Annotated in this window: 13 protein-coding genes; 11 read left to right on the top strand and 2 right to left on the bottom strand. The window is 73.1% G+C overall.

Going from position 1 to position 15,787, the window contains the following annotated elements; all coding sequences use genetic code 11:
* The first annotated feature begins 17 nt into the window (after positions 1 to 17).
* The 9 genes from ABJI51_RS41300 (at position 18) to ABJI51_RS41260 (ending at position 10,193) form a co-directional block, all read left to right on the top strand.
* A complete protein-coding gene (locus tag ABJI51_RS41300; RefSeq protein ID WP_348956650.1) occupies positions 18 to 362 on the top strand; it encodes an L-rhamnose mutarotase in 345 nt (114 codons plus the stop codon).
* Complete coding sequence (gene rhaI / locus ABJI51_RS41295) at positions 359 to 1,522, top strand: L-rhamnose isomerase (RefSeq protein ID WP_348956649.1); 1,164 nt, start codon at positions 359 to 361, stop codon at positions 1,520 to 1,522. Before ABJI51_RS41300 ends, rhaI begins: the two co-directional genes overlap by 4 nt.
* 2 nt (positions 1,523 to 1,524) lie before the next feature.
* Positions 1,525 to 3,555 (top strand): bifunctional aldolase/short-chain dehydrogenase, encoded by a 2,031-nt coding sequence (locus ABJI51_RS41290; protein WP_348956648.1) that lies wholly within the window; start codon positions 1,525 to 1,527, stop codon positions 3,553 to 3,555.
* A gap of 16 nt (positions 3,556 to 3,571) precedes the next feature.
* Positions 3,572 to 4,990 (top strand): L-fucose/L-arabinose isomerase family protein, encoded by a 1,419-nt coding sequence (locus ABJI51_RS41285; protein WP_348956647.1) that lies wholly within the window; start codon positions 3,572 to 3,574, stop codon positions 4,988 to 4,990.
* Positions 4,991 to 5,034: 44 nt separating this feature from the next.
* Complete coding sequence (locus tag ABJI51_RS41280) at positions 5,035 to 6,387, top strand: rhamnulokinase (RefSeq protein WP_348956725.1); 1,353 nt, start codon at positions 5,035 to 5,037, stop codon at positions 6,385 to 6,387.
* 90 nt (positions 6,388 to 6,477) lie between these two features.
* Complete coding sequence (locus ABJI51_RS41275; protein WP_348956646.1) at positions 6,478 to 7,881, top strand: MFS transporter; 1,404 nt, start codon at positions 6,478 to 6,480, stop codon at positions 7,879 to 7,881.
* A complete protein-coding gene (locus tag ABJI51_RS41270; RefSeq protein ID WP_348956645.1) occupies positions 7,881 to 8,657 on the top strand; it encodes an isocitrate lyase/PEP mutase family protein in 777 nt (258 codons plus the stop codon). Before ABJI51_RS41275 ends, ABJI51_RS41270 begins: the two co-directional genes overlap by 1 nt.
* Positions 8,641 to 9,195 carry a maleylpyruvate isomerase N-terminal domain-containing protein gene (locus ABJI51_RS41265; protein WP_348956644.1) on the top strand — a complete coding sequence of 185 codons (555 nt, stop codon included), beginning with the start codon at positions 8,641 to 8,643 and terminating at the stop codon, positions 9,193 to 9,195. Before ABJI51_RS41270 ends, ABJI51_RS41265 begins: the two co-directional genes overlap by 17 nt.
* 29 nt (positions 9,196 to 9,224) lie before the next feature.
* A complete protein-coding gene (locus ABJI51_RS41260; RefSeq protein WP_348956643.1) occupies positions 9,225 to 10,193 on the top strand; it encodes an RNA polymerase subunit sigma-70 in 969 nt (322 codons plus the stop codon).
* Here ABJI51_RS41260 and ABJI51_RS41255 read toward each other — a convergent pair.
* Together ABJI51_RS41255 and ABJI51_RS41250 are read right to left on the bottom strand one after the other, a co-directional pair.
* Complete coding sequence (locus ABJI51_RS41255) at positions 10,190 to 10,798, bottom strand: response regulator (protein ID WP_348956642.1); 609 nt, start codon at positions 10,796 to 10,798, stop codon at positions 10,190 to 10,192. The genes ABJI51_RS41260 and ABJI51_RS41255 overlap by 4 nt on opposite strands.
* Positions 10,795 to 11,877 carry a sensor histidine kinase gene (locus ABJI51_RS41250; RefSeq protein WP_348956641.1) on the bottom strand — a complete coding sequence of 361 codons (1,083 nt, stop codon included), beginning with the start codon at positions 11,875 to 11,877 and terminating at the stop codon, positions 10,795 to 10,797. The genes ABJI51_RS41255 and ABJI51_RS41250 overlap by 4 nt, the downstream gene beginning before the upstream one ends.
* A 32-nt stretch (positions 11,878 to 11,909) precedes the next feature.
* Between ABJI51_RS41250 and ABJI51_RS41245 the strand changes: the two genes are divergently transcribed.
* Together ABJI51_RS41245 and ABJI51_RS41240 are read left to right on the top strand one after the other, a co-directional pair.
* On the top strand, positions 11,910 to 12,398 hold the full coding sequence (locus ABJI51_RS41245; protein WP_348956640.1) for a DinB family protein: 489 nt from the start codon (positions 11,910 to 11,912) through the stop codon (positions 12,396 to 12,398).
* 109 nt (positions 12,399 to 12,507) lie between these two features.
* Entirely contained in the window at positions 12,508 to 15,687 is a 3,180-nt protein-coding gene (locus ABJI51_RS41240; protein WP_348956639.1) for a TIM-barrel domain-containing protein, read from the top strand.
* The last annotated feature ends 100 nt before the right edge of the window (positions 15,688 to 15,787 follow it).

Below are 15,787 nucleotides of genomic sequence, written 5' to 3'. Positions count from 1 at the left end.
TCCACAAAGGACGGACTGTGCCCCGATACTGCTTCTGCCTGCAGGTCAAGCCGGATCGGCTGGCCGAGTACCGCGCGCGGCACCGCGCCGTGTGGCCGGAGATGCAGCAGGCCCTGCGCGACACCGGCTGGCGCAACTACTCGCTCTTCCTGCGCGAGGACGGCCTGCTGATCGGTTACGTCGAGGCCGACGACCTCGCCGCCGCGCAGGCCGCGATGGCGCGGACCGAGGTCAACGCCCGCTGGCAGGCGGAGATGGCGGAGTTCTTCACCGGCCTCGACGGCGGCCCGCCCGACGAAGGCTTCCGGCTCCTGGACGAGGTCTTCCACCTCGACCCCACCCCTGTCGCGGAAGGACAGTGATCGCCGTGGACGTGAAAGCGGCTCTGCGGGCCCAGCGCATCGAAACGCCGTCGTGGGCGTACGCGAACTCGGGCACCCGGTTCAAGGTGTTCCCGCAACCCGGCGTGCCGCGCACGCCGGAGGAGAAGATCGCCGACGCCGCGATGGTCCACAAGCTCACCGGCGTGGCGCCGAGCGTGGCGTTGCACATCCCGTGGGACAAGGTCGACGACTACGGCGCCCTCACCGCGTACGCGCGGGACCTCGGCATCGAGATCGGCGCCATCAACACCAACGTCTTCCAGGACGAGGACTACAAGCTCGGCTCGGTGACCAACCCCGACCCGGGCATCCGCCGCAAGGCGACCGACCACCTGCTCGAAGCGATCGGCATCATGGACGCGACGGGCTCGCGTGATCTGAAGCTGTGGTTCTCCGACGGCATCAACTACCCGGGCCAGGACGACCTCCGCGACCGCCAGGACCGGCTCGCGGCCGCGCTGCGCGAAACCTACGACCGGCTCGGGCCGGATCAGCGGATGCTGCTGGAGTACAAGCTGTTCGAGCCGGCGTTCTACGCCACCGACGTCCCGGACTGGGGCACGTCGTACGCGCACTGCGTCGAGCTGGGGGAGAAGGCGACCGTCTGCATCGACACCGGCCACCACGCTCCGGGCACGAACATCGAGTTCATCGTGGCGTTCCTGCTGCGGGCTGGGAAGCTGGGCGCGTTCGACTTCAACTCCCGCTTCTACGCCGACGACGACCTGATGGTCGGCGCGGCGGATCCGTTCCAGCTGTTCCGGATCATGTACGAGATCGTCCGCGCCGATGCGCTCGACCCGGCCTACGGTATTGCGTTCATGCTCGACCAGTGCCACAACATCGAGGCGAAGATCCCGGCGATCATCCGCTCGGTGATGAACGTGCAGGAGGCGACCGCGAAGGCGCTGCTGGTCGACCGGGCCGCGCTGCGGGCCGCCCAGCAGGCCGGGAACGTCCTCGAAGCCAACGCCGTGCTGATGGACGCCTACAACACTGACGTCCGGCCGCTGCTGGCCGAGCTGCGGGAGGACGCCGGGCTCGACCCGGACCCGATCGCGGCCTATCACCGCAGCGGATACCAGGAGAAGATCGTGGCCGAGCGCGCCGGCGGCACGCAGGCCGGATGGGGAGCATGAGCATGACCGTGCCGGAGCAGCTCATCGCGCGCAGCAACGCGCTCGGGGCCGACCCGCGCAACACCAACTACGCCGGCGGCAACACCTCCGCCAAGGGTGCGGTGACCGACCCGGTCACCGGCTCTCCCGCCGAGGTGCTGTGGGTCAAGGGCTCCGGCGGCGACCTCGGCACGCTGACCGAGGCCGGGCTGGCGGTGCTGCGCCTGGACCGCCTGCGGGCCCTGGCCGACATCTACCCGGGTGTCGAGCGCGAGGACGAGATGGTCGCCGCGTTCGACTACTGCCTGCACGGCCGGGGCGGGGCGGCGCCGTCGATCGACACGGCGATGCACGGCCTGGTCGAGGCCGCGCACGTCGACCACCTGCACCCGGACTCCGGCATCGCGCTGGCCACGGCGGCCGACGGCCCGGCACTGACCAAGGAGTGCTTCGGCGACCGCGTCGCCTGGGTGGACTGGCGGCGGCCGGGCTTCCAGCTGGGTCTCGACATCGCCGCGGTGAAGGCCGCGAACCCGCAGGCCATCGGCGTGATCCTCGGCGGCCACGGCATCACGGCGTGGGGCGCGACCTCGGAGGAGTGTCAGCGGAACTCCCTGGAGATCATCCGGACCGCCGAGGAGTTCATCGCCACCCGGGGTGCCGCGGAGCCGTTCGGCCCGGTCGTTCCCGGTTTCGAAGCCCTCCCGGACGCCGAACGGCGTGCGCGTGCCGCGGCCCTGGCGCCCGTGATCCGCGGGCTGGCGTCGACCGACCAGCGGGTCGTCGGCCACTACACCGACAGTGACGTCGTGCTCGACTTCCTGGCTCGCGAGAAGCTCCAGCCGCTCGCCGCGCTGGGGACGTCGTGCCCGGACCACTTCCTGCGCACCAAGGTGCGGCCTCTCGTGCTCGACCTGCCCGCGACGGCTCCGGTCGACGATATCCTCGCCCGGCTGAAGGAATTGCATACCGAATACCGGGCGGAGTATGCCGCCTACTACGAGCGGCATGCGACGCCGGATTCGCCCGCGATGCGCGGCGCCGACCCGGCGATCGTCCTCGTGCCGGGCGTCGGGATGTTCTCCTTCGGCAAGGACAAGCAGACCGCGCGGGTGGCGGGCGAGTTCTACGTCAACGCCATCAACGTCATGCGCGGCGCCGAAGCCGTGTCCACCTACGCGCCGATCCCGGAAAGCGAGAAGTTCCGGATCGAATACTGGGCCCTCGAAGAGGCCAAACTCCAGCGGATGCCGAAACCCAAGCCCCTCGCCGGGCGGATCGCCCTGGTCACCGGGGCCGGGTCGGGCATCGGCAAGGCGATCGCGCAGCGGCTCGCCGCCGAAGGCGCCTGCGTCGTCATCGCCGACCTCAACGGCGAAGCCGCCGCCGAGGTCGCCGCCGGGATCGGGAACGCGGACAAGGCGCACTGGGTCCTCGCCGACGTCACCCACCCCGAAGCCGTCCAGGCCGCGGTCGACGCGACCGTGCTCGCCTTCGGCGGCATCGACCTGGTCGTCAACAACGCCGGCCTGTCCATCTCGAAGCCGCTGCTGGAGACCACCGAGCGCGACTGGGACCTCCAGCACGACGTCATGGCCAAGGGCTCGTTCCTGGTGTCCCAGGCCGCGGCGAAGGCCATGGTGGCGCAGGGCATCGGCGGCGACATCGTCTACATCTCGTCGAAGAACTCGGTGTTCGCCGGCCCGAACAACGTCGCCTACGGCGCGGCGAAGGCCGACCAGGCCCACCAGGTCCGGCTGCTGGCCGCCGAGCTGGGCGGGCACGGCATCCGCGTCAACGGCGTCAACCCCGACGGCGTCGTCCAGGGCTCGGGCATCTTCGCCGGCGGCTGGGGTGCCCAGCGCGCGGCCGTCTACGGCGTGCCGGAGGAGAAGCTCGGCGAGTTCTACGCCCAGCGCACCATCCTCAAGCGCGAAGTCCTGCCGGAACACGTGGCGGCCGCGGTGTTCGCGTTGACCGGCGGCGAGCTGACCCACACCACCGGCCTGCACGTGCCGGTGGACGCCGGAGTGGCGGCCGCGTTCCTGCGCTGAGCCCGGGAGGAAACCGATGATCGACCGCATCACCCCGCGCCGCACCCGCGTCGGCCTCGTCTCCGGCGGGCTCGGCGCGTACTGGCCGCAGTTCCCGTCGCTGCTGCCCCAGCTGCAGGCTTCGGCACGGCGGGTCGCCGCCCGTCTGTCCGAAATGGACTGCGAAGTGGTCGACGCCGGGTTCGTCTCGGACGCGGCCGAAGGCGCGGCCGCGGCGGAGAAGCTGCGCGTGGCCGGATGCGACCTGATCATCGGTTTCCTCACCACGTACCTCACCTCCAGCATGCTGGCCCCGGTCGCGCAGCGCTCGGGCGCGCCGGTGCTGCTGCTGAACCTGCAGCCCACCGAGGCGATGGACCACGAGACCTTCGACACCGGCGCGTGGCTGGCCTACTGCGGTGCCTGCCCGCTGCCGGAGATGGCCAACGCGTTCCGCCGCCTCGGCGTCGAGTTCCGCTCGGTGTCGGGGTACCTGGAGGACGAGCGGGCCTGGACGCGCATCGGGCGGTGGATCAGGGCGGCCGGGGTCGCCGCGGCACTGCGGCACGGCCGCCACGGCCTGCTCGGGCACCTCTACCCGGGCATGATGGACGTCTCGACCGACCCGACACTGGTGTCCGCCCAGCTCGGCGGGCACGTCGAGATCCTGGAGATCGACGACCTGCGCGTGCGTGCCGAGAAGGTCACCGACGCCGAGACCGCGGCCCGCGTCGCGCTGGCACGCGAAGTGTTCACTGTGGACGAGTCCGTTGTGGACGAAGATTTCGCCTGGGGCGCCCGGGTTTCGGTCGCCCTCGACCGGCTCGTCGAGGACTTCGCGCTCGACTCGCTGGCCTACTACCACCGCGGCCTGGACGGCGAGACACACGAACGCGTCGGCGCCGGGTTCATCCTCGGCGCGTCCCTGCTCACCGCGCGCGGTATCCCGGCGGTGGGCGAGTTCGAGCTGCGGACGTCCCTGGCGATGCTGATCATGGACCGGCTCGGCGCGGGCGGCTCGTTCACCGAGCTGCAGGCACTGAACTTCCGCGACAACGTCGTCGAGATGGGCCACGACGGCCCGGCGCACCTGGGGATCAGCGCCCGCAAGCCGTTGCTGCGCGGCCTCGGCGTCTACCACGGCAAGCGCGGCTGGGGCGTGTCGGTGGAGTTCGACGTCAGGCACGGCCCGGTGACGCTGTGCGGGCTGGGACAGGGGCGTGACGGGACGTTCACGATCGTCGCGTCCGAAGGCACGGTCGTGCCCGGGCCGCTGCTGCGGATCGGCAACACGACCTCCCGCGTCGACTTCGGCTGCGACCCTGGCGAGTGGACCGACGCCTGGTCGGCCAGCGGCATCGCGCACCACTGGGCGCTGGGCACCGGCCACCGCGTGGCCGAGCTGACGGCCGTCGCGGACCTGCTCGGCCTGGAACTGACGGTGGTGCGCCCGTGAAACGCGTCGCGGCGGTCGACCTCGGCGCGTCGAGCGGACGGGTGATGGCCGGAACTGCCGGGCCGTCGACGTTGCGCGTCGAGGAGGTCCGGCGGTTCCCGAACGGCGGCGTCCGCGCGGGACCGGCGCTGTACTGGGACATCCTGGGGCTCTACCGCGAGACGCTGGCCGGGATCGGCGACGCCGGCCGGGTGGACGGCATCGGCATCGACTCGTGGGCGGTCGACTACGGCCTGCTCGACGAGCGCGGCGCGCTGCTCGGCAACCCGGTCTGCTACCGCGATTCCCGCACCGACGGCGTGCCGGCGAAGCTCGCGGCCACGATCCCCGACCGCGAGCTGTACGACATCACGGGGTTGCAGCAGCTGCCGTTCAACACGCTCTACCAGCTGGTCTCCGAAGGCGACCGGCTGACCGCGGCGGCCACCATGCTGCTCATCCCGGACCTGCTGAACTACTGGCTGACGGGATCGATCGGGGCCGAGCGCACGAACGCGTCGACCACGCAGCTCTACGACGTCCGGGCGCGGACATGGGCCACTTCGCTGGCTTCGCGGGCCGGGATCCCGCCGCGCCTGCTGCCGCCGCTGCGCGACCCCGGCACGATCGTCGGCGAAGCACCATCCGGTGTCCCGGTCATCGCGGTCGGCTCGCACGACACGGCGTCGGCCGTGGTGGCCGTGCCCGCTTCCCCGGGAACGAACTTCGCCTACATCTCCTCGGGCACGTGGTCGCTGGCCGGGCTGGAGCTGACGGCACCGCAGCTGAGCGACGCGGCACTGGCGGCGAACTTCACGAACGAAGGCGGCGTCGACGGCACTATCCGCTTCCTGCGCAACGTGATGGGCCTGTGGGTGCTGTCGGAGACGATGCGCACGTGGTCTGCTTCGGACCTGCCGGGCCTGCTGTCCGCCGCGGCCGGGTCGCCCGCGCTGGCGGCGGTGGTCGACATCGACGCCCCGGAATTCCTGCCCCCGGGCGACATGCCGGAGCGGATCGCGGCGGCCTGCCGGGCCACGGGCCAGCGACCGCCGTCCGGCCGCGCGGCGACGGTCCGGTGCATAGTGGACAGCTTGGCCCTGGCCCACCGCCGCACGATCCACGAGGCGGCGACCCTGACGGGCCGCAGCGTGGACGTGGTCCACATCGTCGGCGGCGGCGCCCGCAACGAGCTGCTGTGCCAGTCGACGGCGGACGCGTGCGGCGTCCCGGTCCTGGCAGGCCCGGTCGAGGCGGCGGCACTGGGGAACGTGCTGGTCCAGGCCCGGGCGCTGGGGGAGGACCTGCCCGACCTGGCGGCCATGCGGGCCCTGGTCCGCGAGACGCAGGAGATCCGCCGTTACGAGCCGAGGGGTACGGCGGACTGGGCAGCCGCGGAGGCCCGCCTGCGCGGCTGACCTCCCCGCCGATTCCTCTGTGCCGATTCTTCTGGGCCGCGCCCGGTGTCCAAGCCTGCGGAACCACCCGCAGCCTCCAAGGAGACACCAGTGCGCGTCGAAACCCCGCCCACCCCCGCCGCCGGGACGGCCAGACAGCGGTGGGTGCTCGCCCTCACCGCGGTCGCCTCGATGATGGTCGTCCTCGACACGCTCGTCGTCGCGACCGCCCTGCCCGTGATCAGGGCAGACCTCGGTGCGTCGGTCACCGAGCTGGAATGGACGGTCAACGCCTACGGCCTGACCTTCGCCGTCCTGCTGATGACCGCCGCGGCCGCCGGGGACCGGTGGGGACGGCGGCGGGTCTTCGCGGCAGGACTTGCGCTGTTCGGCACGGCTTCGCTGGTCTGCGCGCTCGCGCCGGACGCGCCGACCCTGATCGCGGGACGGGCGCTGCAGGGCGCGGGCGCCGCCTTCGTCATGCCGCTCGCCCTCGCCCTGCTGGGCGCCGCGTTCCCGCCGGAGCTGCGGCCCAAGGCACTCGGCGTCTTCGCGAGCGCGAGCGGGGTCGCCGTCCCCCTCGGCCCGCTGCTCGGCGGCGCCGTCGTGGAAGGCGTCTCCTGGCCGTGGATCTTCTGGATCAACGTCCCCGTCGCGGCGGTCCTGCTGCTGCTCGTGCCGTCCCGGATCGACGAAGGCCGTGGCCCGGACGCGGCTCTCGACCTGCCGGGACTCGTCCTCGCCGGGCTCGGGTCGTCCGGCGTCGTGTGGGGGCTGGTCCAGGGCAACGCGGCAGGCTGGACGAGCCCGGTGATCGCCGGGCCGCTCCTCGGCGGCCTGGTGGTGCTGGGCGTGTTCGCCGCTTGGCAGCGGCACGCCCGGCACCCGATGCTGCCGCTGCACCGGTTCCGGTCCCGGCGGTTCGCCGCGGGCAACGTCGTGATCTTCTTCCACTGGGCGTCCGCGCTCGGTGCGGTGTACTTCATGGCCCAGTTCCTGCAGGAAGGGCTCGGCTTCGGGCCGCTCGCCGCGGGGCTGGCGCTGGCGCCGTGGGGCCTGACCACCGCGGTCGTCCCGCAGGTTGCGGGACGGCTGGCCGGCCGGTTCGGCGAACGGCCGTTCATCGTCGCCGGGCTGGGCCTGCACGGCCTCGCGATGCTCTGGATCGCCGTGGTCGCCGACCCCGGCGGGACGTACTGGGCGATCGTCGCGCCGCTGGTGCTGTCCGGGACCGGCATCGCCCTGTGCCTGCCCGCCGTGCAGAGCGCGGTGCTGTCCTCGGCCGAGCCGCGGCTGATCGGCAAGGCCTCCGGCGCCTTCAGCGCGATGCGGCAGTTCGGCGGCGCGTTCGGCGTGGCGATCGTCGTACTCGGATTTTCCCTGTCCGGCAGCTACGCCTCGCCGGAAGCGTTCACCGGCGGGTTCACCACGGCCCTCGTGGCCGCCGCCGTCCTCGCGGCCGCGGGTGCGCTGGCCGGTTGTCTCGTCTCTCGCCGTGAACCGAAGGAGCAGTGATGTCCGACCTCAAAGCCCACGCCGACCTGCTGCGCGAACTCCACCACGGGGACCTGCTGGTCCTGCCGAACGCCTGGGACGAGGAAAGCGCCGAACTCGTCGCCGGCGCCGGGTACCCGGTGGTGGCGACCTCGAGTGCCGCGGTCGCGGACGCGCTCGGCCACGAGGACGGCGAGCGGGCGCCGTGGCGGGAGATGTTCGCGGCCGCCGCCCGGATCGCGGCCGCCGTCTCGGTGCCGGTGACCGTCGACGCGGAAGCCGGGTACGGCCTGGAACCGGAGCAGTTCGTGACGCAGCTGCTCGAAGCGGGCGCCGCCGGCTGCAACCTGGAGGACACCGACCACCGCGCCGGCGGGCTCGTCGACACCGAGGCCCAGGCCGACCGGCTCGCCGCGATCCGCGCGGCCGCCGACGCGGCAGGCGTCCCGATCGTGCTCAACGCGCGAATCGACGCCTTCCTGCCTTCATCGGGAATTCCGGAGGAGGACCGGCTGACCGAGGCCATCCGGCGCGGACGGCGTTACCGCGAGGCCGGGGCGGACTGCGTCTACCCGATCGGCGTGTCCGCCCGCCACGACCTCGGGCAGCTGGTCGCCGGGGTGCCCGGGCCGGTGAACGGCAACACCGGCCCGGAGCTGGACCTGGCCGCACTGGCGTCGCTGGGGGTCGCCCGCGTGTCGTTCGGGCCCCGGTTCTACCGCGCGGGCCTCGCCGCGATGCGCGACGCCCTCGCCGGGCTGCGCCGGATGGAGACGCCCGGTGGCTCCCGCGGCTGAGGCGGTCCTCGCGGGCGCGCTGGACTACGCGGTGACGTCGGCGGCGCAGATCGGCACCGCCGGGCTCGGCCGCCGGTCGGCGTGCCCGGGGTGGACCGTGGCCGACGTCCTGGGCCACGCCACGCAGTCGCTGCGCTGCCTGGCCACCGCGCTGGACTCCGGTGCCGTGCCGGAACCGGGCCCGGCGGGGTGCCGCGACCTCGGCCGCGCGGCGAGCGCGCTATTGGCCGCCGCCCGCACGACGCGCGCCCGGATCGCGGTCGACGGCCTGCGGCTGCCGTGTCACCGGCTGATCGTCGTCGGCGCGATCGAAGCGGCGGTCCACGCCTGGGACGCCGGCGGCCCGCCGCTGCCGGAGGACCTCGCCGTGGCGCTGCTCGCCGAGCTGCCGCTGGTGCTCGGCCGCGGCGTCCGGCACGGGTTGTTCGCGGACCCCATCCCGCTGCCGCCGGGCCGTCCGGCGGCCCAGCGCCTGCTCGCGGCGCTGGGCCGCAACCCGGCCGATTCCTTTTCCCGGCCGCCGGAGTCCAATCGGTAGCCTGATCCAGACCAGCAGGGGAGTGTGTCGTGTCGTCGGAGGCGATCCCGCGGGAAGAAACCGAGCAGCTGCGTGACGAGTTCAGCTCGCTGCGCCCGGCCCTGGTCGCGCACTGCTACCGGATGACCGGCTCCTACCAGGACGCCGAGGACGCCGTCCAGGAAACTTACCTGCGTGCGGTGCGCGGGCTGGCCGCGTTCGAGGGTCGTTCGTCGCTCAAGACCTGGCTCTACCGGATCGCGACCAACACCTGCCTCACCGAGCTGAAGCACCCCCGGCGGCGCGTGCTGCCCTCGGGGATCGGCGCGCCTGCCGACGATCCCGACGCCCGCGTCTTCACCGACGACGCGCGCGCGTGGCTCGAGCCGCTTCCCGACGCCGTGCTCGGCGATCCCGGGGAGGTCGTCGTCCGGCGTGAGGCGGTGCGGCTGGCGCTGATCGCGGCACTGCAGCACCTGCCGGCGCGGCAGCGGGCGGCGTTCCTGCTGCGGGAGGTCCTCTCGTGGTCGGCCGCCGAGATCGCCGAGGCACTCGGCATCAGCGTCCCGGCGGTGAAGAGCCTCCTGCAGCGGGCCCGCGCCCGCCTCGACGAGCTGGATCCCGGCGACCGGTCCCCGGGCCCGGACGTCGAGCAGGCGCTGCTCGACCGCTACATCGCGGCCTTCGAGGCCGAGGACGCCGCCGGGATCCGCGCGGTCATCCACGACGACTTCAGCCTCGAAGCGGTCCCGCATCCGGTCTGGTTCAAGGGGCTGGCCGTGTGCCTGCCCTTCATCGAGCGGCACGCCTTCGGCTTGGCGGGCGGTCCGGTCCGGCTGCTGCCCACCCGCGCCAACGGCCAGCCCGCGGCGGGCAGCTACCGCCGCGACGCCGCCGGGGTCCTGCGTGCCGAAGGCCTGTGGGTCTACACGGTCACCGGCGACCGCTTTTCCGGGGCGGTCAAGTTCGTCGGCGCCGGCTTCGTCACCGCCGCGGGGCTGCCGGAGCGGCTGGCCTAGAGCCAGCCGCGCTCGTCGGCGATCCGCACGGCTCCGACGCGGTTGCGTGCCCCGGTCTTGGCGATCGCCGCGGAGACGTAGTTGCGGACCGTGCCTTCCGAGAGGTACAGCCGGGACGCGATCTCCGCGATCGTCGCGCCGGAGCGGGCGGTGATGAGCACGTCGCGTTCGCGGGCCGTCAGCGGGGATTCGCCCGCGGTCAGCGTCGCGACCGCGAGGGCCGGGTCCACCACCTTCTCGCCGGTGTGCACGCGCCGGATCGCGTCGGCGAGCACGTCGGCCGGCGCGTCCTTGACCACGAACCCGGCCGCGCCCGCCTCCATCGCGCGGCGCAGGTAGCCGGCGCGCCCGAACGTCGTGAGCATGACGACGCGGCAGTCCGGCACCTGCTCGGCCAGCACCGCCGCCGCGGCGAGCCCGTCCAGGCCCGGCATCTCGATGTCCAGCAGCGCGACGTCGGGCCGGTGGGCGCGGGCGGCGCCGACGACCTCGTCGCCGCGGCCGACCGAGGCGACGACCTCGAAATCGTCCTCCAGCGCGAGCAGGGCGCACAACGCCTGGCGGACCAGCTCCTGGTCGTCGGCGAGCAGCAGGCGGATCGTCACAGCGTGACCTTAAGCCGCCAGCCGCGCGGCCCGACCGGTCCCGCTTCGAGGGTCCCGCCCGCGGCGGCGACGCGCTCGCGGAGGCCGGTCAGCCCGGACCCCGCGGCCGCGGGCGTGCCGTTGCCGTCGTCGGCAACCTCCACAGTGGACGCACTCAGCGAGACCGTGCACCGGCTCGCGCGGGCGTGGCGCGCCACGTTGGTGAGGCCCTCACGCACGATCCAGCCGAACAGTTCCTGGCGGTCCGGCGCGACGACGTCGGTGGCCGTGGGCAGGTCGGCGGCGACCCCGCAGGCACGCAGCAGCTCACGGCCGCGGGCCAGCTCCCCGGCGAGCGTGACCTCGCGGTAGCCGGAGACGGCCGCGCGCACGTCGGTCAGGGCCTGGCGGGCCAGCGACTCGACGGCGGACATCTCCGCGCCCGCGCGGGCGGCGTCGGCGGTGACGAGCCGCCGGGCGAGGGTGCTCTTGACGGTGATCGCGGTGAGCGAGTGGCCCAGCAGGTCGTGCAGGTCCCGCGCGATCCGGGTGCGCTCGGCCTCCGACGCGAGCCGCGCGACTTCGGCGCGGGCTTCCCGCAGCGCGGTGTTGGCCCGGAACGCCTCGGCGAAGGCGGAGACCATGAGCACGGTGAAGACCAGCGCGACGGCCTGCGTCCAGCCCGGCCCGCTGTGCCAGGGGCGCACCGCCCACGGCACCACGACGGCGGCGACGGCCGAGACGGCCACGAGCACGACGGCCCGCCGCCGGGGAAGCCGCGGCGCGGCCAGGGAGAGCACGACGGCGGCGAGGAAGAAGGCATCGCCGTACGCGAACGGCAGCGCGGCGGCGAACAGCACGGCACAGCAGCCGACCAGCGACCAGAACCGCCGTATGGTCCGCTGAGCCGCGGCGTTCGCGGCCAGGAGGTAGCAGACCGCGAAGGCGGCTACGACGAGACACCCGGCGACCGCGGCAGGCCCGGCCGAGTGCTGCAGGACCGCCGCCATGGTGACCGCCGGATAGGCGAGCATGCCCGCGTCGAGCAGCCGCAGCCGCCAGCCGCGCACCCAGCGCTGCACGTCCCCGGCCCCGTCCACGACGGGAACGCTACCGGCCCTAGGTTGGGTCCATGGCGGAAACCCAGCGGCAACCCGTTCCCCGCAACGACCGTGGCGAGCTCGACACCGCGACGGCGTTCCTCACGTTCGCCCGGGAATGCGTGCTCAAGAAGACCGAAGGGCTCACCGAGGAACAGCTGCGGCGCGTCATGGTCGGCTCGGGCACCTCGCTGCTCGGGCTGGTCCACCACCTGACCGGGGCGGAGCGGGTGTGGTTCGGCCATCACCTCGCGGGCGGCCCGGACGACGGCGACCTCGGCATGGCGGTCCCGGCGGACCGGTCCGCGGACGACGTCCTGGCCGGCTACCGCGCGGCGATCGAGGAGAGCGACGCGGCGATCCGGGCCGCGGGTGATCCGGACCGGCGTCTGGCGGTTCCCGTCGAGGGGACGTTCCACACCCTCCGGTGGGTGCTCGCGCACATGACCAGCGAGACGGCCCGGCACGCCGGGCACGCGGACATCCTGCGCGAGCAGATCGACGGCGTGACCGGCCGCTGATCCTGTCCCGGACAGGTTTCCCGGCTGGTCTGGACAAGTCCCGCGCGCGTGTGCTCGGATCGAACCCGGCTTTTCCAACGTTGTAAAAACCAGCCGGGACGGAGTCCGCGTGCACAGGAGAACAACGAGAACCTTCCGGCGGGCCGGTGTGCTCGCCGTCGCCGGATGCGCCGTCGCGGCGCTGACCGTCGCGGCCCCGGCCACCGCCGGGCCGGTGCGGCAGACGGTCACCGCCGGGAACGCCCGCTTCCAGGTGCTGTCCCCGACCCTGATCCGCACCGAATACGCCGGTGACGGCCGGTTCACCGACGCCGCCACCTTCAACGCCGTCGGCCGCGGCGCGTTCACGCCGACGCCGTTCACCTCCACCGTTTCCGGTGGCGTGCTCACGATCAGGACGAGCGCGGCGACCCTGACCTACCGGCTGGGCTCCGGCCCGTTCGACGGCGGCAACCTCGAAATCCGCACGTCTTCGGTGCTCGCGGCGCCCTGGCGCCACCTGACGTGCGCGGTCGGCGCGCGCTGCGAAGCCGAGGACCTGGCGGCCGACGGGCTGGGCGTCGCCACCGACCATTCCGGCTACACCGGCGAAGGCTTCCTCGCCGGCTTCGAAAGCACCGGCACCTCCGTGACGGCGGACGTCCTCGCCGCCACGGCCGGGACCTACGCGCTGACCACGCGGTACGCCAACGGCCAGGGCGGGGACGGCAACCACGTCACGCGCACCCTGTCCGTCTCGGTCGACGGCGCCGCACCGCAGAAGCTCACCCTGCCGACGACGGCCGACTGGAACACCTGGGCGGAGGCGGCGGTCCCGGTCACCCTCGGGCCGGGCCACCACAGCGTCCGCCTGGAGCGCACCGCGGCCGACTCCGGCAACGTCAACCTCGACGCACTGGCGGTGCTCCCCGCCGGAGCGCCCTTCCCGTCCTCCCGCGCCTTCGGCGGCTGCCCGGCCGGGGTGAGCTGCGAGGCGGAAACCGGGCTGCGCACCGGCTCCGCGGTCGTCGCCACGGACCACGCCGGATACTCCGGCCGCGGCTTCGTCGCCGAGCTGAACCGGGGCTCCTCCCTGACCCACCGTGCGACCGACGTGCCCGCCGCCGGCACCTACCGGCTGCACGTCCGCTACGCCAACGGCATCGGCGGCGACGGCCGTCACGAGACCCGGACCGCGTCGGTGACGGCCAACGGCGTCACCCGGACGCTGACCCTCCCGGCCACCGACGGCTGGGACGCCTGGCAGAGCGCGTCGGTCCCGGTCGACCTGAAGGCCGGGACGAACGACGTCGTCCTGGACTGCCCCGGCGACCTCAGCTGCCACGTCAACGTCGACACGCTCGCCGTCACCCCGGACGGTGCCGCCGCGCCGCCACCGCACCTCGCGCTCGGCGGGTACCGGCGCGGCCTCGACGGCGTGAACGGCGACAACGGCCCGCCCCCGCTCGCCGAGGGGCTCCTGCACCGCGACGGCTGGTACCTGCTCGACGACACGACGTCGGCGCTGTACGACACCGGCACGCGCGCGGTCACGCCGCGGCCGTCGCACGCCGGAACCCCTTACCAGGACGGCTATGTCTTCGCGTTCGGCCACGACTACAAGGCGGGCCTGCGCGACCTGGCGACCCTGACCGGGCCGCCGCAGCTGCTGCCGCGCTGGGCGTACGGCGTCTGGTACTCCGAGTACATCGACCGCACCGAGGCCGACTACCGCGACACGATCCTGCCCCGGTTCCGCAGCGAAGGCGTGCCGCTGGACGTCCTGGTGACCGACACGGATTTCAAGGCGCCGGACACCTGGAACGGCTGGCAGTTCGACCGGACGAAGTTCCCCGATCCGGCGGCGTTCTTCGCCTGGTCGCACGCGCAGGGCCTGCACAACACGCTGAACACGCACCCGAGCATCATGGGCTCGGACCCGCAGTTCGCCCGCGCGCAGGCGACCGCGAAGGGCAAGCTCGCCAAGTCCGGGTGCGGCACCGACTGCTACACCTTCGACTGGGGCGATCCGGACCAGCTCAAGGCGTACCTGGACCTGCACGCGGAAATGATGCGGCAGGGCAACGACTTCTGGTGGCTCGACTGGTGCTGCGACGCGTCGCGCTCCAGCCTCCCGGGTGTCACCCCGGACGCCTGGATCAACCAGCACTACGCCGACCTGGCCGCCCCGGCGACCGGACGGGGATTCGTGATCTCGCGGGCGTACGGCTCGCTGCAGGCGGGCGGGTACGGCAGCCCGGCCGCGCTGCCGACCGGGCCGTGGGCGGACAAGCGCAGCACGCTGCACTTCACCGGCGACACCTCTTCGACGTGGGGCACGCTGCGGATGGAGGTCGGGGTGACGCCGGCGGAGTCGGCGGCGACCGGCATGTCGGCGATCAGCCACGACATCGGCGGCCACAACGACACGACCGGCCTGCGCGGCAGCGAGACCTACACCTCGGGCGGGCAGCAGCACCAGACGTTCAAGCTGCCCGACGACCTGTACGCGCGCTGGGTGCAGCTGGGGACGTTCCAGCCGATCGACCGGCTGCACAGCAACCACAGCGACCGGCTGCCGTGGCAGTACGGCGCCGCGGCGAAGGCGTCGGCGACGAAGTTCCTGAACCTGCGCGAGAACCTGGTGCCCTACACCTACACGCTGGCCCAGCAGGCCGCGACGACGGGCGTCCCCGTGGTGCGGCCGACGTACCTGGAGTACCCGGACGAGCCGGACGCGTACGCGGCGGCGCAGAGCGAGTACTTCTACGGGCCGGACCTGCTGGTGGCGCCGGTGACGGCGCCGGGGAACACCACGTCGGTGTGGTTCCCGCCGGGGCAGTGGACCGACTACTTCACCGGGACGACGTACCAGGGTCCGGCCACCCGCCAGGTGACGGCGGATCTGGCCACGATGCCGGTGTTCCTGCGCGCGGGCGGCATCACGGTGACGCGGACGGCGGACGTCGCGAACGACGTCCAGAACCCGCTGAACCGCGCGACGGTGACGGTGGCACCGGGCGCGCCGGGCACGTTCACGCTGTACGAGGACAACGGCACGGACGCCACCCGCACCGCGATCACCTACGCCGAGCGGGCCGGCGCGCACACGGTGACGGTGGCGCCGCCGCAGGGCCGGTTCCCGGTGGCGAGTCGCGAGTGGACGGTCAAGTTCCTCGGCGTGGCGGCGGCACCGTCCCACGTCCGCGTCGGGGGAGCGCCGTCACAGGGCTGGCAGTGGGACGCGGCCACACAGACGCTGACCGTGACGGCACGCGGAGGCCGGGCACCGGTCACGGTGACGTACTGAAGGAGCAGACGGCGGGTTTGGTGGTCTGCCGCGGCTTGTCGTGAGTGCGTAAAAGTGTTCTAACACTGTTACGCACCCACCCCCCCGGCCCGGCGGCGCC

The organism is Amycolatopsis melonis, from assembly GCF_040064235.1.
Taxonomy (GTDB): domain Bacteria; phylum Actinomycetota; class Actinomycetes; order Mycobacteriales; family Pseudonocardiaceae; genus Amycolatopsis; species Amycolatopsis melonis.
Note: the sequence above shows the minus strand (reverse complement) of the source record. Positions and strands in the feature narration are given on the sequence as shown.

Excerpts from the sequence above, each read along its gene's own strand:
- ABJI51_RS41290 (WP_348956648.1), top strand. The coding sequence starts at position 1,525 with ATGACCGTGCCGGAGCAGCTCATCGCGCGCAGCAACGCGCTCGGGGCC.
- ABJI51_RS41285 (WP_348956647.1), top strand. The coding sequence starts at position 3,572 with ATGATCGACCGCATCACCCCGCGCCGCACCCGCGTCGGCCTCGTCTCC.
- ABJI51_RS41280 (WP_348956725.1), top strand. The coding sequence starts at position 5,035 with ATGGCCGGAACTGCCGGGCCGTCGACGTTGCGCGTCGAGGAGGTCCGG.
- ABJI51_RS41270 (WP_348956645.1), top strand. The coding sequence starts at position 7,881 with ATGTCCGACCTCAAAGCCCACGCCGACCTGCTGCGCGAACTCCACCAC.
- ABJI51_RS41245 (WP_348956640.1), top strand. The coding sequence starts at position 11,910 with ATGGCGGAAACCCAGCGGCAACCCGTTCCCCGCAACGACCGTGGCGAG.